This window comes from Curtobacterium sp. ODYSSEY 48 V2 (genome assembly GCF_023712625.1).
Lineage (GTDB): Bacteria > Actinomycetota > Actinomycetes > Actinomycetales > Microbacteriaceae > Curtobacterium.
In genome coordinates this window covers 82,385-102,729 of sequence record NZ_JAMAXX010000005.1, presented here as the reverse complement: position 1 = coordinate 102,729, position 20,345 = coordinate 82,385, and the positions used below count along the sequence as shown (strand labels likewise).

At 72.1% G+C, this 20,345-nt stretch carries 18 protein-coding genes; 16 read left to right on the top strand and 2 right to left on the bottom strand.

The window, feature by feature from the left end; genetic code table 11:
• Window positions 1-7 precede the first annotated feature (7 nt).
• The 6 genes from alaS (at window position 8) to aroB (ending at window position 7,822) form a co-directional block, all read left to right on the top strand.
• Window positions 8-2,665 (top strand): alanine--tRNA ligase, encoded by a 2,658-nt coding sequence (gene alaS / locus M3666_RS09060; RefSeq protein ID WP_251155042.1) that lies wholly within the window; start codon window positions 8-10, stop codon window positions 2,663-2,665.
• Between the two features lie 8 nt (window positions 2,666-2,673).
• The gene (gene ruvX / locus M3666_RS09055) at window positions 2,674-3,117 is read left to right on the top strand and encodes a Holliday junction resolvase RuvX (protein ID WP_066658313.1); all 444 of its coding nucleotides are present in this window, start codon (window positions 2,674-2,676) and stop codon (window positions 3,115-3,117) included.
• Window positions 3,118-3,206: 89 nt separating this feature from the next.
• Complete coding sequence (gene mltG, locus M3666_RS09050) at window positions 3,207-4,796, top strand: endolytic transglycosylase MltG (protein WP_251155041.1); 1,590 nt, start codon at window positions 3,207-3,209, stop codon at window positions 4,794-4,796.
• Between the two features lie 55 nt (window positions 4,797-4,851).
• Window positions 4,852-6,087, top strand: coding sequence for a chorismate synthase (gene aroC, locus M3666_RS09045; RefSeq protein WP_066658306.1), 1,236 nt, complete (start codon window positions 4,852-4,854; stop codon window positions 6,085-6,087).
• On the top strand, window positions 6,084-6,728 hold the full coding sequence (locus M3666_RS09040; protein ID WP_374109575.1) for a shikimate kinase: 645 nt from the start codon (window positions 6,084-6,086) through the stop codon (window positions 6,726-6,728). Before aroC ends, M3666_RS09040 begins: the two co-directional genes overlap by 4 nt.
• Window positions 6,725-7,822, top strand: coding sequence for a 3-dehydroquinate synthase (aroB, locus tag M3666_RS09035; protein WP_200884091.1), 1,098 nt, complete (start codon window positions 6,725-6,727; stop codon window positions 7,820-7,822). Before M3666_RS09040 ends, aroB begins: the two co-directional genes overlap by 4 nt.
• Window positions 7,823-7,839: 17 nt before the next feature.
• Here the strand turns inward: aroB and M3666_RS09030 are convergent, their stop codons facing one another.
• The gene (locus M3666_RS09030) at window positions 7,840-8,022 is read right to left on the bottom strand and encodes a hypothetical protein (protein WP_209682440.1); all 183 of its coding nucleotides are present in this window, start codon (window positions 8,020-8,022) and stop codon (window positions 7,840-7,842) included.
• Entirely contained in the window at window positions 8,019-8,327 is a 309-nt protein-coding gene (locus tag M3666_RS09025; RefSeq protein ID WP_251155040.1) for a hypothetical protein, read from the bottom strand. Before M3666_RS09025 ends, M3666_RS09030 begins: the two co-directional genes overlap by 4 nt.
• A 126-nt stretch (window positions 8,328-8,453) precedes the next feature.
• On the opposite strand from M3666_RS09025, the gene M3666_RS09020 reads away from it, so the two are divergent.
• The 10 genes from M3666_RS09020 to pyrF all read left to right on the top strand — a co-directional run bounded on the left by M3666_RS09020 (window position 8,454) and on the right by pyrF (window position 20,301).
• Window positions 8,454-10,142, top strand: a complete 1,689-nt coding sequence (locus tag M3666_RS09020; protein WP_251155039.1) for an AarF/ABC1/UbiB kinase family protein — start codon at window positions 8,454-8,456, stop codon at window positions 10,140-10,142.
• Between the two features lie 171 nt (window positions 10,143-10,313).
• Window positions 10,314-10,877 (top strand): elongation factor P, encoded by a 564-nt coding sequence (gene efp, locus M3666_RS09015; protein ID WP_058729119.1) that lies wholly within the window; start codon window positions 10,314-10,316, stop codon window positions 10,875-10,877.
• Window positions 10,878-10,888: 11 nt separating this feature from the next.
• Window positions 10,889-11,374 (top strand): transcription antitermination factor NusB, encoded by a 486-nt coding sequence (nusB, locus tag M3666_RS09010; protein WP_066654543.1) that lies wholly within the window; start codon window positions 10,889-10,891, stop codon window positions 11,372-11,374.
• A 57-nt stretch (window positions 11,375-11,431) separates the two neighbouring features.
• Window positions 11,432-12,025 (top strand): bifunctional pyr operon transcriptional regulator/uracil phosphoribosyltransferase PyrR, encoded by a 594-nt coding sequence (gene pyrR, locus M3666_RS09005; protein WP_251155038.1) that lies wholly within the window; start codon window positions 11,432-11,434, stop codon window positions 12,023-12,025.
• Window positions 12,022-12,984 (top strand): aspartate carbamoyltransferase catalytic subunit, encoded by a 963-nt coding sequence (locus M3666_RS09000; RefSeq protein ID WP_066654539.1) that lies wholly within the window; start codon window positions 12,022-12,024, stop codon window positions 12,982-12,984. The genes pyrR and M3666_RS09000 overlap by 4 nt, the downstream gene beginning before the upstream one ends.
• Window positions 12,981-14,354: a dihydroorotase gene (locus M3666_RS08995; RefSeq protein ID WP_209682454.1), complete on the top strand. Its 1,374-nt coding sequence runs from the start codon at window positions 12,981-12,983 to the stop codon at window positions 14,352-14,354. The genes M3666_RS09000 and M3666_RS08995 overlap by 4 nt, the downstream gene beginning before the upstream one ends.
• Before the next feature lie 16 nt (window positions 14,355-14,370).
• Window positions 14,371-14,913, top strand: coding sequence for a hypothetical protein (locus tag M3666_RS08990; protein WP_251155037.1), 543 nt, complete (start codon window positions 14,371-14,373; stop codon window positions 14,911-14,913).
• Entirely contained in the window at window positions 14,913-16,142 is a 1,230-nt protein-coding gene (gene carA / locus M3666_RS08985; protein ID WP_209682459.1) for a glutamine-hydrolyzing carbamoyl-phosphate synthase small subunit, read from the top strand. Before M3666_RS08990 ends, carA begins: the two co-directional genes overlap by 1 nt.
• Window positions 16,142-19,420 (top strand): carbamoyl-phosphate synthase large subunit, encoded by a 3,279-nt coding sequence (gene carB, locus M3666_RS08980; protein WP_251155036.1) that lies wholly within the window; start codon window positions 16,142-16,144, stop codon window positions 19,418-19,420. The genes carA and carB overlap by 1 nt, the downstream gene beginning before the upstream one ends.
• Entirely contained in the window at window positions 19,417-20,301 is an 885-nt protein-coding gene (pyrF, locus tag M3666_RS08975) for an orotidine-5'-phosphate decarboxylase (RefSeq protein ID WP_251155035.1), read from the top strand. Before carB ends, pyrF begins: the two co-directional genes overlap by 4 nt.
• Window positions 20,302-20,345 lie beyond the last annotated feature (44 nt).

Genomic DNA, 20,345 nt, shown 5'->3' with positions numbered 1-20,345 from the left:
AAGCACCATGCAGACCGCAGAGATCCGCCGCCGTTGGCTCCAGTTCTTCGGCGACCGCGGACACACCGTCGTCCCGTCCGCGTCGCTCGTCTCGGACGACCCGTCGCTGCTCTTCACGGTCGCCGGCATGGTCCCGTTCATCCCGTACCTGACCGGGTTGGTCCCCGCACCGTACCCGCGCGCGACGAGCGTGCAGAAGTGCATCCGGACCAACGACATCGAGGAGGTCGGCAAGACCCCTCGGCACGGCACGTTCTTCCAGATGAACGGCAACTTCTCCTTCGGGGACTACTTCAAGGAGCAGGCGATCCAGTACGCCTGGCAGTTCCTGACGACGCCGGAGTCGGACGGCGGCCTCGGGTTCTCGGCCGACGACCTGTGGGTCACGGTCTACGAGGACGACGACGAGGCGATCGCCTTCTGGAAGCAGCACTCGTCGCTGCCGGACGACCGGATCCAGCGCCTCGGCAAGGACACCAACTACTGGTCGACCGGGCAGCCCGGACCCGCCGGCCCGTGCTCCGAGATCTTCTTCGACCGCGGCCCGGAGTACGGCATCGACGGAGGCCCGGCGACCGACGACGACCGCTACGTCGAGATCTGGAACCTGGTGTTCATGCAGTACCAGATCGCCGACGTCCGGTCGAAGTACGACTTCACGATCACCGGCGAACTGCCGAACAAGAACATCGACACGGGCATGGGGCTCGAGCGCGTCGCCTTCATCAAGCAGGGCGTCGACAACATGTACGAGATCGACCAGGTGCGTCCGGTGCTGGACCGCGCCGCAGCGATCTCGGGCCGTCAGTACGGCGCCGTGCACGAGGACGACGTCCGGATGCGGGTCATCGCCGACCACGTCCGATCGTCGCTCATGCTCATCGCGGACGGCGTCACCCCGTCGAACGAGGGCCGCGGGTACATCCTCCGCCGTCTGCTCCGCCGCACGGTGCGCGCCATGCGCCTGCTCGGCGTCGAGGGTGCGACCTTCCCGCAGCTCTTCCCGGCGTCGCGCGACGCCATGCGCGAGGCCTACCCGGAGGTCGCCGGTGACTACGACCGGATCGCCCGGATCGCCTACGCGGAGGAGGAGACGTTCCTCCGCACGCTGGCGCAGGGCACCACGATCCTCGACGTCGCGGTCGAGCGCGCGAAGCAGGACGGTGCCCCCTCGATCGGCGGCGACACCGCGTTCCTCCTCCACGACACGTTCGGCTTCCCGATCGACCTGACGATGGAGATGGCGGACGAGGCCGGCGTCCGGGTCGACCGCGGGGCGTTCGAGACCCTGATGTCGGAGCAGCGTGCCCGCGCCAAGGCCGACGCGAAGAGCAAGAAGACCGCCCTCGCCGACCTCAGTGTCTACAGCGCCTTCCGCGCGAAGGGCGAGACGGTCTTCCTGGGCTACGACGCGCTCGAGGCCGAGTCCGCCGTGCTCGGCATCATCGTGGGCGGCGTCAGCGTCGACCGCGCCGTCGCCGGTGACATCGCCGAGGTGATCCTCGGTGAGACGTCCCTGTACGCCGAGTCCGGCGGTCAGGACGCCGACCAGGGGTCGATCGTCGGCAACGGCTTCGACCTCGAGGTGCTCGACGTGCAGCGCCCGGTCGCCGGGCTCTGGAGCCACACCGTGCAGGTCCGCTCCGGCGAGGTCGGCGTCGGTGACGCCGCCACGACGGTCGTCGACGGCGAGTACCGCCGCGGCGCGACCCAGGCGCACTCGGCGACGCACCTGGTCAACGCGGCGCTGCGCGACGTGCTCGGACCGGAGGCCCTGCAGGCCGGCTCGTACAACAAGTCGGGCTACATGCGCCTCGACTTCTCCTGGTCGCAGCCGGTCTCCGGTGCCACCCGCTCGGAGATCGAGGAGGTCGTGAACGCGGCGATCCGCTCGGACCTCGCGGTGCAGACGCGCGTGCTGCCGCTCGACGAGGCCAAGGCGCTCGGTGCGCAGGCGCTGTTCGGCGAGAAGTACGGCGCCGAGGTCCGCATGGTCGACATCGGTGGTCCGTGGTCGCGCGAGCTCTGCGGTGGCACCCACGTCGCCTCCAGCGCGCAGGTCGGCCTCGTCAACCTGGTCGGGGAGTCGAGCGTCGGCTCGACCAACCGTCGCGTCGAGGCCCTCGTCGGACTCGAGGGCTTCCGCGACCTGGCCGTCGAGCGGACGATCGTGTCGCAGCTCTCGAGTGCGCTGAAGGCTCCCCGTGAGGACCTGCCGACCCGCGTGCAGGGCCTGATGGAGGACCTGCGCACCGCCCAGAAGCGGATCGCCGAGTTCGAGTCCGCCAACCTGCAGCAGCGGGTGCCGTCGATCGCACGCCGGGCCGAGACGGTCGGCGCGGTCACCGTGGTCGCCGAGACGGTCGACGGCCTGCAGTCCGGGGACGACCTGCGTGCCCTCGCGACGGGCGTGCGCGGTCAGCTCGGGGACGATGCCGCGGTCGTGGTGCTCGGTGCCGTGATCAGCGGCAAGCCCGTGGTGATCGTCGCGACGAACGACGCGGCGCGGTCGGCCGGCATGCAGGCGGGTCCCCTCGCCAAGGAGGCAGCCGGTGTCCTCGGCGGCGGTGGCGGCGGCAAGCCCGACCTCGCCCAGGGCGGTGGCACCGATGCGGCGGCGCTGCCCGCGGCGCTGCGCGCCGTGACCGCACGACTGGCGGGCTGATCGTGCCGGTGCGTCCGGGCCGCCGGCTCGGCGTCGACGTCGGCAAGGCCCGCATCGGCGTCGCGGTCTGCGACCGCGACGGCCTGCTGGCCACCCCGGTCGAGACGGTGCCCCGGGCCCAGGCGACCGACGTGCGCCGGATCGTCGAACTGGCCGACGAGTACGACGTGCTCGAGATCGTCGTGGGGCTGCCGCTCTCGATGTCGGGTGACGACACCCCGTCGACCGCCGATGCCAGGGGCTTCGCGGAGCGGCTGGCCGAGCACCGGACCGTACGGCTTGTCGACGAACGGCTCTCGACGGTGACGGCGCAGCGCGGTCTGCACCAGGCCGGGAAGAACACCAAGAAGTCCCGCGCCGTGATCGACCAAGCGGCCGCTGTTATCATCCTGCAACACGCGCTCGACCACGAGCGTGCGTCCAGCGCCGCTCCCGGCGCAACGCTCCCCTGACCGACCGGCCCCGGGACGGGTCGGGAGACCGTCGTTCCCGGACCGACGGGGCCCAGGTGGAGCCCCCGACCCGAGAGACCGAGGATCCCTTGGCAGACGACCTGGACTGGGACGCGATCATCGCGCCCGGTGACGACGCAGGGCGGCGACGTCGCCCCACCGACCCCGACGCCGAGCCCGACCGACCGATGTCCCGTCGTGAGGCGCGTGCTGCCGAGGCAGCCGAGTCCGAGCGGGCGCGGCGGGCGCCGGCGGAGGACACCGACGGTCGTCGTCCAGCGGACCAGGACCCGGCGTCGCAGCCCTCGACGGCGGCGACGCGACCGGCATCGCCGGCGGACGCCCCGGTCGCGCGGTCGGACGACGAGCTCCACCCGGACGTCCGAGCACTCCTGACCGGGGAGCTCCGGGCGCCCGATGCGCAGGCGGTGCGTGCGGCGCGGGCCGAGGCCGGCCCGGGCCGGGCCACGCGTGACGCGGGCGTCGTCGACGGTTCCGCTGCCGCCGCGGGCGGGCCTGCCGGAGCCGACCCGGGAACCGGCGGTACCGGAGGCGGACGTGGGCGTGGTGCCGGAGGCGGGGGAGCCTCCCGGCCGCCACGCGAACCGCGGCCGAAGCGGCGACGTGGCCCGCTCGTGGCGGGCATCGTGATCGTCGCCCTCGTCCTGGGCGGCGGCGTCGGCGCGTACGCCTTCGCCGCACCCAAGGTGCAGCAGGTGCTCAGTGCGATCGGCGGGTCCAGCGAGCCCGACGACTACACCGGCGACGGGACGAGCAAGGTCACCGTGACCATCAAGCAGGGCGACATCGGCGAGGACGTCGCGAAGACCCTGCAGCGCAGCGGTGTCGTGAAGAGCTCGAAGGTGTTCTACAAGCTGCTGTTGACCTCACCGGACGTCTCGTTCCAGCCGGGCTCGTACGAGCTCAAGAAGGAGATGAGCTCGAAGGCCGCACTCGACGCGCTCAAGGACTCCGACAACCGCGTCCAGGCCTCGATCGTGATCCCCGAGGGGACCGCGCTGCAGGACATCGAGGCGGGGATGGTCTCGAAGGCGGGGCTGACCGAGGCCGAGGTCAGTGCAGCGGCGAAGGACGTGCAGGCGTACGGGCTCCCGTCCGGCGTGACGACGCTCGAGGGATGGCTCTTCCCGGCGACGTACCCGATCAACCCCGGGTGGACCGCGAAGCAGTACTTCCAGTCGATGGTCGACACGATGAAGGAGCACCTGGCCGCCGCCGGCGTGGCCGAGGGTGACCAGGAGCGGGTCGTCGTCTTCGCCTCGCTCGTGCAGAAGGAGGCCGGCCTGGCTGCCGACTACCCGAAGGTCGCGCGGGTGTTCCAGAACCGGCTCGACATCGACATGGCGCTGCAGTCGGACGCGACCGTCGCCTACGGGACGGGCAACACGCACAAGGTGACCACGACCGACGAGGAGCGAGCGGACGCGGGCAACGCGTACAACACCTACGTGCACAAGGGTCTGCCCCCGGCACCGATCTCGAACCCCGGCGACCTGGCCATCAAGGCCGTCACGAACATGGCCGACGGGAAGTGGCTCTACTTCGTGACGGTCGACCTCGACACGGGTGAGACCGTCTTCTCGGACACGTACGCGGAGCACCAGGTGGCCGTGAAGCAGTTCCAGGCCTGGCTCCGCGCACACCCCGAGTACCAGTAGGCCCGCGGCGGTCCGGTCGCGTCGCACGACCGGACCCTGTGGGAGGATGGTCGACATGCTTCGTTGGTTGACCGCTGGTGAGTCCCACGGACCCGAACTCATCGCGATGCTCGAGGGCCTGCCCGCGGGCGTCCCGGTGTCGTTCGAGTCCATCCGCGCCGACCTCGCGCGTCGGAAGCTCGGCTACGGGCGCGGGTCGCGGATGAAGTTCGAGCAGGACGAGCTCCACGTCTCGGGCGGCGTCCGCCACGGGTACTCGCTCGGCAGCCCGATCGCCATCCGCATCGGCAACACCGAGTGGCCCAAGTGGGTCGAGGTCATGAGCCCCGAGCCGGTCGAGTCGACCGAGATGTCCCGTGGTCGCAGCGCGCCCCTGACCCGACCGCGTCCCGGACACGCCGACCTGGTCGGCATGCAGAAGTACGGGTTCGACGAGGCCCGACCGATCCTCGAACGCGCGTCCGCTCGCGAGACGGCGGCGCGGGTCGCCCTCGGCGCGGTCGCGAAGTCCTTCCTGGCCGAGCTCGGCATCCGCTCGATCGCCCACACCCTGCAGGTCGGCACCGTCCGCGTGCCCGACGGCACGCCGCTGCCCCTGCCCGACGACGTCGACCGCCTGGACGAGGACCAGCTCCGCTGTGCCGACCCGGAGACCTCCGCGCGGATGGTCACCGAGGTCGAGGCGGCGAAGAAGGACGGCGACACCCTCGGCGGGGTCGTCGAGGTCCTGTTCTACGGCGTCCCGCCGGGGCTCGGCTCCCACGTGCACTGGGACCGTCGTCTCGATGCGCGGCTCGCCGCGGCGATCATGGGCATCCAGGCGATCAAGGGCGTCGAGGTCGGCGACGGGTTCGCCACCGCGGGACGCCGTGGGTCCGAGGCGCACGACGAGCTGTACCGCGAGGACGGCGAGATCGTCCGGACGAGCGACCGCGCCGGCGGGACCGAGGGCGGCATGTCCACCGGGACGGTGCTCCGCGTCCGCGCGGGCATGAAGCCCATCGCGACCGTGCCGCACGCCCTGCACACCATCGACGTCGCCACCGGCGAGGACGCGGCCGCCCACCACCAGCGGAGCGACGTCTGCGCGGTACCGGCCTCGGGCGTCGTCGCCGAGGCCATGGTCGCGCTCGTGCTCGCCGATGCCGTGCTCGAGAAGTTCGGCGGCGACAGCCTGACCGAGACGAAGCGCAACCTCGACGCGTACCTCGCGGCCCTGCCGGAGACCCTGCGCACCCGCCGGACGGACGGCGCTGAGTCGCGCGCGGCCGAGCCCACGACCGTCCGGTGAGCGGCGCCGACGCGTCGACCACCGGCGGTCCCGCGGGCACCGGTGCGCCGGTCGTCGTGATCGGGCCGATGGGGGCCGGCAAGTCGAGCGTCGGCAAGCGCGTCGCCAAGGCCCTGGGCGTGCCGTTCACGGACACCGATCGCGTGATCGCGCGGGAGCACGGCCCGATCCCGGGGATCTTCGCCGACCGCGGTGAGCCGGCGTTCCGCGCGCTCGAGGCCGAGGCCGTGCGCGCAGCCGTCGCGACCGGCGGTGTGGTCTCCGTCGGTGGGGGAGCCGTGACGCACCCGGACACCCGTGCTGCGTTGCGTGGCGCCCGGGTCGTGCTGCTCACCGTGTCACCCGAGGCCGTCGCAGCCCGGATCGCGGGGACCGACCGGCCGCTCCTCGCGCAGGGCGGGATCGACGCGTGGCAGACCATCGCCGACGAGCGGGCGGCGACCTACGCCGAGCTCGCACACGCGACGTTCGACACGTCGCGCCGCCCGATGTCGCACGTCGTCCGGGACGTCGTCGCGTGGGTGACCGAGCAGCAGACCGGCTCCGGCGAGGAGCGCACCGGCTCCGCCGAGGAGCGCACCGACTCCGCTGAGGAGCACATCGGCTCCGACCAGGAGCACACCACCGGAGGGACACCGTGACCGCGTCGAACCTGCCCGAGGGCACCACCGAGATCCGGGTCGGCGGCGAGGGCGGGTCCCTCGTCGTGGTCGGCAACGACCTGTCCGGCTCGGTCCCGTCGCTGCTCGGACCCCGCGTTGCGAAGGTGCTCATCGTGCACGCACCGACCCTGGGAGCGCGGGCGAACGAGCTGCGTGCCGTCCTCGTCGAAGCCGGTCTCGACGCACTGATCGCCGAGGTCCCGGACGCCGAGGCCGCCAAGCGCGTCGAGGTCGCCGCGTTCTGCTGGCAGGTCATGGGACAGGCGGACTTCACCCGGACCGACGCCGTCATCGGGCTCGGCGGGGGAGCCGTCACCGACCTCGCCGGGTTCGTCGCGGCGACGTGGCTGCGCGGGGTGCCGTTCCTGGCGATGCCGACGAGCGTGCTCGGGCTGGTCGACGCGAGCGTCGGCGGCAAGACCGGCATCAACACCAACGAGGGCAAGAACCTGGTCGGGGCGTTCCACCACCCGCGCGCGGTGGTCGCCGACCTCGACCTCGTCCGGACGCTGCCACGGAACGACGTGCTCACCGGGTTCGCCGAGATCGTGAAGGCCGGCTTCATCGCCGTCCCCGAGATCCTGGACGTCATCGAGGCCGACGTCGCCCGCGTCACCGACCCGACGACGCCCGAGTTCCGCCGCGTGGTCGAGCTCGCGATCGCGCTGAAGGCCGAAGTGGTGTCGGAGGACTTCACCGAGCAGGGGCGTCGGGAGATCCTCAACTACGGGCACACCCTCGGGCACGCGATCGAGCACGCCGAGCGCTACCAGTGGCGACACGGCGCGGCGGTGTCCGTCGGCATGGTGTTCGCCGCGGAGCTCGCCCGGTTGACGGGCCACCTGGACGACGCCACCGTCGACCGGCACCGCTCGATCCTCGAGTCGCTGGAGCTGCCGACGACCTACGGCCTCGGTCGCTGGGAGGGCCTGCTCGCGACGATGCGGCGCGACAAGAAGGCACGAGCGGGCATGCTGCGCTTCATCATCCTCGACGGGGTCGGCAAGCCCGCCACCCTCGAGGGTCCGGAGGACCACCTGCTGTTCACCGCGTACCAGGAGGTCGGCGTCTAGCGGGTCCGCCCGCCAGATCAGCGGAGCGTCGGACGAGTCCGACGCCACCACCACCTGAGCCGCATGGAGAGGGTGAGCACACCGGTCCGCTCCCATTCGCGGAACTCGTCGAGTGTGGCGCCGTTCTCCCACGCCCAGTACTCGTCGTCGTCGCGGTCAGGGTCGAGCGCGTCGGGGAGTGGCTTGAAGATCCGCATCATCCGAGGTCCTCTCCTGTGGGTGTGCTTGCTCGGTAGCCGCTCTGCGACTGTCGGCGCAGTGCCCGGTGCGCCAGCCGGCGGTCGGCCTTCGACCACCACGCTACGGTCGCGAGGTGCCGGAGCACAGCGATCGAGATGTCGTGTGCACGGTCACCGGGACGCTGCTCGAGCGCCCATGTGAACCGTTCCCAGGCGTGGTGGCGTACCGCGGTGCGTCGCGCCTGGAACGCGCCGAACCAGCTGACGACGGCTGCGGCGATCGACGCCGTCGCAGCGATCGCGGCGGTGGTGAGTGCAGTGTCCATGCAACGAGGGTCGCGCAGCGGAGCCGACCAGACGCGTCCGGTCAGCCGACCTGTGGGCGGTGAACCGTGCCTCCCGGCTGTGCAGGGACGGGGCAGGCCCGCAGGCCCGGGGAGCAGACTGGTGCGGTGCCCACCCCGCCCCGCCTGAGCGACCTCGGCCAGCAGGACGCCGCCGTCGGCAGCCTGCGTACCCGTGCCCGACGCTTCGCCGAACTCCTGTCGATCGCCCGGCGCCACGAACTGGTGCCGTTCCGACGGCTCGACTTCTCACGCGACCCGGAGACGTCGGACCTGCGGCGGCGGCAGGCCGAGCACCTGCGTCGCGCCCTCGAGGAGGCGGGCGGCGGGTTCGTGAAGATGGGACAGCTCCTGTCGACGCGCGACGACCTGCTGCCGGACGAGTGGACCGAGGGGCTCGCGCACCTGCAGCGCAGCGTCCGCCCCGCCGACGCGGTCGAGGTCGCGGCGCTCCTCGAGGAGGAGCTGGGCGCGCCCGTCGACGAGGTGTTCGCGTCCTTCGACACCGGACCGGTCGCCGCTGCGTCCATCGCGCAGGTGCACCGGGCCACCCTCCGTGACGGCACCGTCGTCGCCGTGAAGGTCCAGCGACCCGGGATCGACGCCGCGGTCCGGCGCGACGTCGACATCGCGCTGCGGGTCGTCAGGTTCCTGGCCCGGACGAGCACCGAGGCACGACAGGTCGGCGTCGCGGACGTCGCGCAGCAGTACGCCGACGACCTCGTGCGGCAGGTGGACTTCACGTCGGAGATGCGGAACCTCACCGCACTGCGTGCGGCGCAGGCGCGGAGCGCCCGACCGGACGCGGTCGCCTACCCCGAGCCGTACCGCGACCTCTCCGGGCGTCGGGTGATGGTGATGGAGTTCCTCGAGGGCGAGACGCTCAGCGCGGTCCGGGCCGCCGGGGGCGGTCAGGACCTCGACGCCCCGATGCGGGCCGTCCTCGACGCCTTCCTCCGGCAGATCGTCTTCGACGGGATCTACCACGCTGACCTGCACCCGGGCAACGTCGTGCTGCTGCCCGACGGCCGTCCGGCCCTGATCGACTTCGGGTCCGTCGGTCGGCTCGACCCGGGCCTGCGGAGCACCGTGCAGGACCTGCTCGCCGGCTACATCCAGGACGACACCGAGCGGATCGCGGACGCGGTGATGCGCATGGCCCCGGTGCGCGACGTCGAGGACGAGCCGGACTTCCGCCGGGACATCGCCGCGTTCGTCGCGGACGAGCTCGGGCCCGGTGCACGGATCGGCGTCGAGACGGTGGACGACGCCGTCGCCGTGTTCGGGCGCTACCGGCTCAAGCCGCCGCCGGACTTCGTCGCCGCGGCCCGCGCGCTGGCGATCTTCGAGGGCACCCTGCGCAGCCTCGCGCCGTCGTTCGACCTGCTCGAGGAGTCCCGCGACCTGGCCAGGCGGCAGATCCGCGACCAGCTCCGACCGCGAGCGGTCCGGGACCTCGCGGTCCGTGAGCTCTTCGGCGTGGTGTCGGCCGCGCGCAAGCTGCCCCGGCGGGTCGACCGGATCACCGAGGCGCTCGAGACCGGCAGGTTCGCGGTGAACATCCGGCTGTTCTCGGACCGGCGGGACCGCGAGGTGGTCTCCGGTCTGGTCCGGCGCGTCCTGCTCGTCCTGCTCGGAGCGGGCGCCGGCGTGCTGGCGATCGTGTACCTCGCCTCGCCGGCGCGGCCGACCGCGGTGCTCTCGACCGGCGCCGCGGGCGGGATCCTGGGCGGTACCGCCGTGGTGCTGCTGGTGTGGGCCGCGATCGACGCGTGGCGGGCTCGACGCCGGCGGTGACCCACGGGTGGCCGGCCGGGCAGCCACGCCGCCGCCCGCACTGCGCCCCGCCCCGGCCGGTCCGTGCCCGTCCGCTACACTCGACGGGGCGTTGGCGCGGGCACACCCCGCCGTCGCCGGGACCGGACGCACGTCCGGGAGACCTTCACAACACCATCGAACGGAAGACCCATGGCGAGTACCACTGACATCAAGAACGGCGCCGTTCTCATCATCGACGGGCAGCTCTGGTCGGTCGTCGAGTTCCAGCACGTGAAGCCGGGCAAGGGCGGCGCCTTCGTCCGCACCAAGCTCAAGAACGTCGTCTCGGGCAAGGTCGTCGACCGCACGTTCAACGCCGGCGCGAAGATCGACACCGCGACCGTGGACCGCCGCGACTACCAGTACCTGTACCAGGACGGCGAGTCCTACGTCTTCATGGACACCGACACGTACGACCAGGTCCCCGTGTCGGAGACCGTCGTCGGCGACGCCAAGAACTACCTGCTCGAGTCCGCCATGGTCACCATCGCGATGAACGAGGGCAACCCGCTGTACATCGAGCTCCCGACGTCGATCGTCACCGAGGTCGAGACCGAGCCGGGCCTGCAGGGCGACCGTTCCTCCGGTGGCACGAAGGACGCGACCATCATCGCGACCGGTCACCGCATCCAGGTGCCGCTGTACCTGGAGAACGGCACCACCGTGAAGATCGACACGCGCGACGGCAGCTTCCTCGGCCGCGTCAACAACTAGGCGCCGACCACATGAGTGCTCGTTCGAAGGCCCGCAAGCGCGCCCTCGACATGCTCTACGTCGCCGAGGTGCGTGAGCTCCCGATCGCGGACGTCCTGGCGACCGAGACGGTACGGCACCTCGACCAGCCCGAGCGCGCCTCGAGCTGGGACTACGCCCGGCAGATCGTCACCGGCATCGACGACGACCGCGCGGCGATCGACAAGGTGATCGTCGAGCACGCGCAGGGGTGGTCCGTCGCCCGCATGCCCGTCCTCGACCGCTGCATCCTCCGGATGGGCGTCTGGGAGCTCCGGTACAACCCGGAGGTCCCGGACGCGGTCGCGATCGCCGAGGCGGTCGAGCTCGCGCAGTCGCTCTCGACGGAGGACTCGGCCGGCTTCGTGAACGGCGTCCTCGGCGCCGTCGCGGGCGGCCGTGCACCGTCCGGTCGGAGCGCCGACGAGGCTGCCGCACCGTCCGGTCGGACTGTCGCGGGGGACCAGGAGTCCGAGTAGGGTTGTCCACGTCAGCATCCTTTAAGTCCGTCCGGTGAGGCGGGGAAGGAGGTCGGCGTGGGCACCAGAACGGTCCTGCAACACCCCGACATCACGCGTGCTCTGACACGCATCGCGCACGAGATCCTCGAGGCCAACCACGGCGCCTCGGACCTCGTGCTCCTGGGCATCCCGACACGGGGTGCCGTCCTGGCCGAGCGGCTCGACCGCGTCCTGGCCGTCATCGAACCCGAGTGGGCAGCGGACCGCGACCAGCGGCTCGGCACGCTCGACGTCACGATGCACCGGGACGACCTCGGCCACGGCATCGGTCGTGCGCCGCACCGCACGACGATCCCGACGAGCGGCATCGACGGCAAGGTCGTCGTGCTGGTCGACGACGTGCTCTACTCGGGTCGCACCGTGCGGGCAGCGCTCGACGCCCTGCAGGGCATCGGCCGGCCCCGGGCGGTGCGGCTCGCGGTGCTCGTCGACCGCGGCCACCGCGAACTGCCCATCCGGGCGGACCACGTCGGCAAGAACCTGCCGACGGCCGCCGACGAGCGGGTCACGCTGCGCCTGACCGAGACGGACGGCACCGACGAGGTCGTCATCGAGCAGCACGAGACGCCGCAGCACACGCCGCAGCACGAGCAGGGGGTCGCCCCGTGAAGCACCTGCTCTCCACCGCCGACCTGTCGCGCGCCGAGGCCGTCCGGATCCTCGACGTCGCCGAGGAGATGGCCGAGGTCAACACCCGCGAGGTCCGGAAGCTCCCGGCCCTCCGCGGCAAGACCGTCGTGAACCTGTTCTTCGAGGACTCGACCCGGACCCGCATCTCGTTCGAGGCAGCCGCCAAGCGGCTCTCCGCCGACGTCATCAACTTCGCGGCGAAGGGCTCCAGCGTCTCGAAGGGCGAGTCGCTGAAGGACACCGTGCAGACCCTCGGTGCGATGGGCATCGACGGCATCGTCATGCGCCACCCGGCGTCGGGAGCCCCGCGGGTCCTCGCCGAGGCCGACTGGATCGACGTCCCGGTCGTGAACGCCGGTGACGGGACGCACGAGCACCCGACGCAGGCCCTGCTCGACGCCTTCACGATGCGCCGACGGATCCACGGCACCGACAGCCGCGGCCGGGCGCTCGACGGCGTCCGCGTGGCGATCGTCGGCGACGTCCTGCACAGCCGTGTCGCCCGGAGCAACGCCTGGCTGCTGCGCACGCTCGGTGCCGAGGTGACCTTCGCCGCGCCGCCCACGCTGCTGCCCGCGGTCGACCGTCCGTTCGGCGCCGCCGTGCACCACGACCTGGACGCCGCCCTCGGGGAGGACCCGGACGTCGTGATGCTGCTCCGCATCCAGCAGGAGCGGATGAACGACGCGTTCTTCCCGAACCCGCGCGAGTACACGCGGCACTTCGGCCTGACGGCGGCACGGGCGGCGGCCCTCTCGGAGCGCACGCTGATCATGCACCCGGGCCCGATGAACCGCGGCCTGGAGATCGCCGGCGTCGCCGCCGACGACCCGCGCTCGACCGTCGTCGAGCAGGTCGCCAACGGCGTGTCGGTCCGCATGGCCGTCCTGTACCTCGCCCTGACCGGCGAGCACGAACCGAAGGAGCCCGTCGCATGACCGCCCACCTCATCCGCGGCGCCCAGCTGGTCGACGGCTCGCGTGCCGACATCCGCCTGGAGGGACGACGCATCACCGCGGTCGGCTCCGGTCTCGACACGGTCGGCGCGACGGTCGTGGACGCGGACGGTCTGCTCGCCCTGCCCGGGCTCGTGGACCTCCACACGCACCTCCGTGAGCCCGGCTCCGAGGAGTCGGAGACCGTCCTGACCGGCTCGCGGGCCGCGGCAGCCGGCGGCTTCACCGCGGTGAACGCGATGGCGAACTCGTCGCCGGTCGCCGACACCGCCGGTGTGGTCGAGCAGGTGCAGGCGCTCGGCGACGACGCCGGGTACGTGACGGTCCGCCCGATCGGCGCGGTGTCCCAGGGGCTGCAGGGCACGCACCTGTCCGAGATCGGCGCGATGGCGACCTCGCGCGCCCGGGTCCGGGTGTTCTCGGACGACGGCTCCTGCGTGTCGGACCCGCTCCTCATGCGCCGGGCGCTCGAGTACGTCAAGGGCTTCGGCGGTGTGCTCGCACAGCACGCGCAGGAGCCCCGGCTGACGATCGGCGCGCAGATGAACGAGGGCCGGCTCTCGTCGGAGCTCGGGCTCGCCGGGTGGCCGGCCGTCGCCGAGGAGGCGATCATCGCCCGCGACGTCCTGCTCGCCGACCACGTGGGCGCACGGCTGCACGTCTGCCACGTCTCGACCGCCGGCAGCGTCGAGGTGATCCGCTGGGCGAAGTCCCGCGGCATCGACGTCACCGCCGAGGTCACACCGCACCACCTGACCCTGACCGAGGACCTCATCGCGGGGATCGACGGCGCACCCGGGTACGACGCCCGGTACAAGGTGAACCCACCGTTGCGCTCCCGCGAGGACGTCGACGCGCTGCGCGGAGCACTGGCCGACGGCACGATCGACATCGTCGCGACCGACCACGCGCCGCACACCGCCGAGGCGAAGTGCTGCGAGTGGCCGGCCGCGGCGAACGGCATGGTCGGGCTCGAGTCCGCGCTGAGCGTCGTGCACGCCGCCGTGGTCGAGGACGGCCGGCTCGACTGGGCCGACGTCGCCCGCGTGCTGTCCGAGGCACCGGCGCGCATCGGCCAGGTCGAGGGGCACGGTCAGCGCATCACCGAGGGTGCCCCCGCCGAGCTGACGCTGTACGACCCCGCGGCGGTGCGGGAGTTCTCGGTCGACGACCTGCACGGCCAGTCGCAGAACTCGCCGTACCTCGGCATGCGGCTGCCCGGCAGGGTGGTCGCGACCTTCCACCACGGCTACCCGACGCTGCTCGACGGCGTGCTCGTCGACACCGAGACCGTCGCCGCGGCCGCAGCCGCGACCCCGTCGGCGCGGTCGACGAAGGCGGCGTCCGCGTGAGCCGGGCGGTGACACGGTGAGCGGCGACGCGCTGCGCTGGCTGACCGGAGCGGCGATCCTGCTCCTGGTGGCCGCGCTGTTCGTCGCGATGGCGCGCACCTGGCGGACCCGGACCCGCGCGCAGACGGCAGCCGTGCCTCCGGTCCCGGTCCCGACCGGGCTGGGACCGGCGGTCGGGTCGTGGGACGGGTTCACGGTCGCGACGACCCGCGCCGACGCGCCGCTCGAGCGGATCACGGCAGGCGGTCTCGGGTTCCGGGGCCGCGGCGGCGTGACCGTGCACGACACCGGCGTGGTCCTGCACCACGCCGGAGCCGAGGACCGGTGGATCGCCGCGACCGCCGTCCGCGGCGCCGACCGGGCCACCGCGGCCATCGACCGCGTGGTCGAACCCGGGGGACTGGTCCGTCTGCGATGGACGGCGACCGGCGCCGCAGCAGCGACGGACCTCGACACCTACTTCCGGTTCCCGGAGGGCGGCGCAGCAGCACTCGCCGCCCTGCAGGGACTGACGACGACGCACGAACACCCGCACACCGCGGGCGAAGGGACGAACTGATGACACGCGAACGGGCCGTACTGGTCCTCGAGGACGGCACCCGCTACGACGGACGGGCGTACGGCGCCCGAGGCCGATCCCTGGGAGAGGTCGTCTTCGCCACCGGCATGACCGGCTACCAGGAGACGCTGACCGACCCGTCCTACGCCGGACAGATCGTGGTGCAGACCGCGCCGCACATCGGCAACACCGGTGTCAACGACGAGGACCCCGAGTCCCGTCGCATCTGGGTCGCCGGGTACGTGGTGCGCGACCCCAGCCGCGTCGTGTCGAACCACCGCGCGAACGCGACGCTGGACGACCACCTGGTGCGCGACGGCATCGTCGGCATCTCCGGGATCGACACGCGCGCGCTCACCCGCCGGATCCGCGACGCCGGCGCCATGAAGGGCGGCGTGTTCAGCGGCGCCGACGCGGACCTGTCCGCCGAGGAGCAGCTCCGGGCCGTGCGCGAGCAGGCCGCGATGACCGGCGCGAGCTTCTCGTCGATCGTGTCGACCCCGGAGACCTACGTGGTCCCCGCCGTCGGCGAGCAGATCGGCCGGCTCGCCGTGCTCGACCTCGGTGTCAAGGCCTCGACCACCCGCTACCTCGCCGAGCGCGGGTTCGAGGTGCACGTCGTGCCGCAGGACATCACGTCCGAGGCGCTGCAGCAGCTCGACCCGGACGCGCTGTTCTACTCGAACGGCCCGGGTGACCCCGCCGCGAGCGACGCGCAGGTGTCCCTGCTGCAGGAGTCCCTGCGGACCGGCCGCCCGTTCTTCGGCATCTGCTTCGGCAACCAGCTCCTCGGTCGCGCGCTCGGCTTCGGCACGTACAAGCTGCCGTTCGGCCACCGCGGCATCAACCAGCCCGTGCTCGACACCGCCACCGGCAAGGTCGAGATCACGAGCCAGAACCACGGCTTCGCGGTCGACGCGCCCCTGGGCGAGGTGCTCGAGTCGCCGGCCGGGTTCGGGCGGGTCGAGGTCTCGCACTACTCCCTGAACGACGACGTGGTCGAGGGCCTCCGCGCGCTCGACGTGCCCGCGTTCAGCGTGCAGTACCACCCCGAGGCGGCGGCCGGCCCGCACGACTCCATGTACCTGTTCGACCGGTTCGCGGACCTGGTCCGTGCGCGACGCGACGGGGAGCCGCTCGACGCGGCGACCGCCACCGCCACGACCCCCGCAGCCGACCCGACGACCGACGCCGGCGCGTCGGCCGCGCAGAACGAAAGCAGCAACTGATGCCGAAGCGCGCAGACATCAACTCCGTCCTCGTCATCGGCTCGGGCCCGATCGTCATCGGTCAGGCCGCCGAGTTCGACTACTCCGGCACCCAGGCGTGCCGCGTCCTCCGCGCCGAGGGCGTCCGGGTCATCCTCGTCAACCCGAACCCGGCGACGATCATGACCGACCCCGACTTCGCCGACGCGACGTACATCGAGCCGATCACGAGCGCCTCGCTCGAGGAGATCATCAAGATCGAGCGCCCGGACGCGGTCCTGCCGACGCTCGGCGGGCAGACGGCGCTCAACGCGGCGATCAAGCTCGACTCCGAGGGCATCCTCGACAAGTACGACGTCGAGCTCATCGGCGCCAAGGTCGACGCCATCCAGCGCGGCGAGGACCGCCAGCTCTTCAAGGAGCTCGTGCTCGAGTCCGGTGCCGACGTCGCCCGCAGCCACATCGCGCACACGCTGGACGAGGCGAAGGCGTTCGCGCAGGACCTCGGCTACCCGCTCGTCGTCCGGCCGTCCTTCACGATGGGTGGTCTCGGCTCCGGCTTCGCGTACAACGAGGAGGAGCTCGTCCGCTTCGTCGGCGACGGCCTGCAGTCCAGCCCGACCACCGAGGTGCTCCTCGAGGAGTCGATCCTCGGCTGGAAGGAGTACGAGCTCGAGCTCATGCGGGACAACTTCGACAACACGGTCGTGATCTGCTCGATCGAGAACGTCGACCCCGTGGGCGTGCACACGGGCGACTCGATCACCGTCGCCCCGGCGCTGACGCTGACCGACCGCGAGTACCAGAACATGCGGAACATCGGCATCGACATCATCCGTCGCGTCGGTGTCGACACCGGCGGCTGCAACATCCAGTTCGCCGTGGACCCGTCGAACGGGCGCCTGATCGTCATCGAGATGAACCCCCGCGTGTCGCGCTCGTCCGCGCTCGCGTCGAAGGCGACCGGCTTCCCGATCGCGAAGATCGCCGCGAAGCTCGCGATCGGGTACCGCCTCGACGAGATCGAGAACGACATCACCCGTGTGACGCCGGCGAGCTTCGAGCCGACGCTCGACTACGTGGTCGTGAAGACCCCGCGGTTCGCGTTCGAGAAGTTCCCGGCGGCCGACGCCACCCTGACCACCACCATGAAGAGCGTCGGCGAGGCGATGGCCATCGGCCGCAACTACGCAACGGCGCTGCAGAAGTCCCTGCGGAGCCTCGAGAAGCGCGGGTCGAGCTTCCACTGGGACACCCCGGCGGCCGAGCTCGACAAGGACGCGCTGCTGTCGAAGGCCCAGGTGCCGACCGACGGCCGCATCGTGACCGTGCAGCAGGCCCTGGTCGCCGGCGCCACCGCGGACGAGGTGTTCGAGGCCACGAAGATCGACCCGTGGTTCATCGACCAGATCGTCCTCATCAACGAGGTCGCCGACGAGGTGCGTGCGGCGGAGACGCTCGACGCGGACACCCTGCGCTGGGCGAAGGAGCACGGCTTCAGCGACGCCCAGATCGCGTCCCTGCGCGGCATCTCCGAGCAGGAGGCACGCGACGCCCGTCACGCGCTCGGCATCCGCCCGGTCTTCAAGACGGTGGACACCTGCGCCGGTGAGTTCCCGGCCCTCACGCCGTACCACTACTCGTCGTACGACGCGGAGACCGAGGTCGCCCCGAGCGACCGGAAGAAGGTCGTCATCCTCGGCTCCGGCCCGAACCGCATCGGTCAGGGCGTCGAGTTCGACTACTCGTGCGTGCACGCCTCGTTCGCACTGAGCGACGCCGGCTACGAGACGATCATGATCAACTGCAACCCCGAGACGGTCTCCACCGACTACGACACCTCGGACCGGCTCTACTTCGAGCCGCTCACCACCGAGGACGTCCTCGAGGTCATCGAGGCCGAGGCGGCCTCCGGTGAGCTCGTCGGCGTCGTCGTCCAGCTCGGCGGGCAGACCGCCCTCGGCCTGGCGAAGCCCCTCGAGGCCGCCGGCATCCCGATCCTCGGCACGACCCCGAGCGCGATCGACTCCGCCGAGGAGCGTGGCCAGTTCGCCGCGATCCTCGAGCAGGCCGGGCTGCTCGCACCGCGGAACGGCACGGCCCACGACCTCGCGAGCGCGACCGCGGTCGCCGAGGAGATCGGCTACCCGGTCCTCGTCCGCCCGTCCTTCGTGCTCGGCGGACGCGGCATGGAGATCGTCTACGACCCGGCCGCCCTGGCGGACTACTTCGACCGGATGGCCGACCAGGCGATCATCGGTCCGGACCTGCCGCTGCTGGTCGACCGGTTCCTCGACGACGCGGTGGAGATCGACGTCGACGCGCTCTTCGACGGCGAGCGGCTCTACGTCGGCGGCATCATGGAGCACATCGAGGAGGCCGGCATCCACTCCGGCGACTCGGCCTGCACCCTGCCGCCGGTGGGACTCGGCAAGGCGGAGATCCGCGGCGTGGTCGAGGCCACCGAGAAGATCGCCCGCGGCATCGGCGTGCAGGGCCTGCTGAACGTGCAGTTCGCGATCGGTGCGGGCGTGCTCTACGTCCTCGAGGCGAACCCGCGCGCCAGCCGCACGGTCCCGTTCGTGTCGAAGGCACTCGGCATCCCGCTCGCCAAGGCGGCCTCCCGCGTGATGACCGGCACCTCGATCGACGCGCTCGTCGCCGAGGGGATGCTGCCGGAGCGGGACGGCTCCTCGGTGCCGCCGCAGGCACCGGTCGCCGTCAAGGAGGCCGTGCTGCCCTTCCGCCGCTTCCGCACCCACGACGGCCAGGTCGTCGACTCGGTGCTCAGCCCCGAGATGCGCTCCACGGGCGAGGTGATGGGCATCGACCGCGACTTCCCGCGGGCGTTCCTCAAGTCGCAGGACGCCGCGTACGGCGGCCTGCCGACGAGCGGCACGGTCTTCGTGAGCGTCGCGGACACCGACAAGCGCCAGGTCGTCCTGCCCGTGCACCGCCTGCAGCAGCTCGGCTTCACGATCACCGCGACCGAGGGGACCGCCGAGGTCCTGCGCCGCAACGGCATCGAGGTCACCCTGGTCGGCAAGTACAGCGAGGGCGGTGAGAGCGTGGTCGACCTGCTCGCCCGCGACGCGGTCGACATCGTCATCAACACGCCCTCCGGCGCCGCCGGTCGTGCGGACGGCTACGAGATCCGTGCGGCCACGGTCGCCGCGGACAAGCCGCTCTTCACGACGATCGCGCAGCTCGGTGCGGCCGTCGCCGCGATCGAGACGATCGGCACCCCGCTCAGCGCCCGCAGCCTGCAGGACTACGCGCTCGAGCGCGCGACCTGGTGAGCGACGGACGGACGGGAGGCCCGGCCTCCTTCGGTGTCCGCCTCGCCGCCGCCGTGGGGGAGCGTTCCCCCCTGTGCGTCGGCATCGACCCCCACGCCGCCACCCTGGCGGCGTGGGGGCTCGGCCGCGACGAGCAGGGCCTCACCGCCTTCGGCGCGACCCTGGTCGACGCGGCCGCCGGCCGCGCCGCGATCGTGAAGCCGCAGATCGCCTTCTTCGAGGCGGCCGGGGTCCCCGGCTACCGCGCGCTCGACGCGACCCTGCGTCGGGCACGCGATGCGGGCCTCCTGGTCGTCGCCGACGTGAAGCGGGGCGACATCGGCTCGACCGGCGACGACTACGCGCTCGCGTGGCTCGACCGCGACGGGCCGTTCCGGGCGGACGCGATGACGGTCTCGCCGTACCTCGGGTACGGGTCCCTCGCCGGCACGGTCGACGTCGCCCGACGGAACGGTGCGGGCGTCTTCGTGCTCGCGGCGACGAGCAACCCGGAGGCGCGCGTGCTCCAGACGGCCGTGCTCGCCGAGGGGCCGCGTGCCGGACGGTCCGTCGCTGCCGGTATCGTCCTTGCTGTGGCAGACGACAACCGGACCGGCGGCGAGCAGCCGCTCGGGGACGTCGGGCTCGTGCTCGGCGCCACCCTCGACCTCGACGACTTCGGCATCGACGCGGGCGCCATCGGCAACGCGCCGGTGCTCGCCCCGGGCTTCGGTGCCCAGGGTGCCCGGATCGAGGACCTGCGCGCCCGGTACGGTGTGCGAGCCGAGCAGGTCCTGGTGAACGAGTCGCGCGGGTTGCTGACCGACGGCCCGGACGGGGTCGCCGCGCTGGTGCAGGACCGCGTGGACCGCATCCACGCCGCACTCGGGGCCGCCGCGTGACGGACCAGACGCCCACGGGCCAGACGCCCGGCTCCGGGACCCCG

Coding starts and splice junctions, on each gene's coding strand:
- alaS (WP_251155042.1), top strand. CDS start 8: ATGCAGACCGCAGAGATCCGCCGCCGTTGGCTCCAGTTCTTCGGCGAC.
- M3666_RS08995 (WP_209682454.1), top strand. CDS start 12,981: ATGACCGCCCACCTCATCCGCGGCGCCCAGCTGGTCGACGGCTCGCGT.
- carA (WP_209682459.1), top strand. CDS start 14,913: ATGACACGCGAACGGGCCGTACTGGTCCTCGAGGACGGCACCCGCTAC.
- aroC (WP_066658306.1), top strand. CDS start 4,852: ATGCTTCGTTGGTTGACCGCTGGTGAGTCCCACGGACCCGAACTCATC.
- nusB (WP_066654543.1), top strand. CDS start 10,889: ATGAGTGCTCGTTCGAAGGCCCGCAAGCGCGCCCTCGACATGCTCTAC.
- efp (WP_058729119.1), top strand. CDS start 10,314: ATGGCGAGTACCACTGACATCAAGAACGGCGCCGTTCTCATCATCGAC.
- M3666_RS09030 (WP_209682440.1), bottom strand. CDS start 8,022: ATGATGCGGATCTTCAAGCCACTCCCCGACGCGCTCGACCCTGACCGC.
- M3666_RS09025 (WP_251155040.1), bottom strand. CDS start 8,327: ATGGACACTGCACTCACCACCGCCGCGATCGCTGCGACGGCGTCGATC.
- carB (WP_251155036.1), top strand. CDS start 16,142: ATGCCGAAGCGCGCAGACATCAACTCCGTCCTCGTCATCGGCTCGGGC.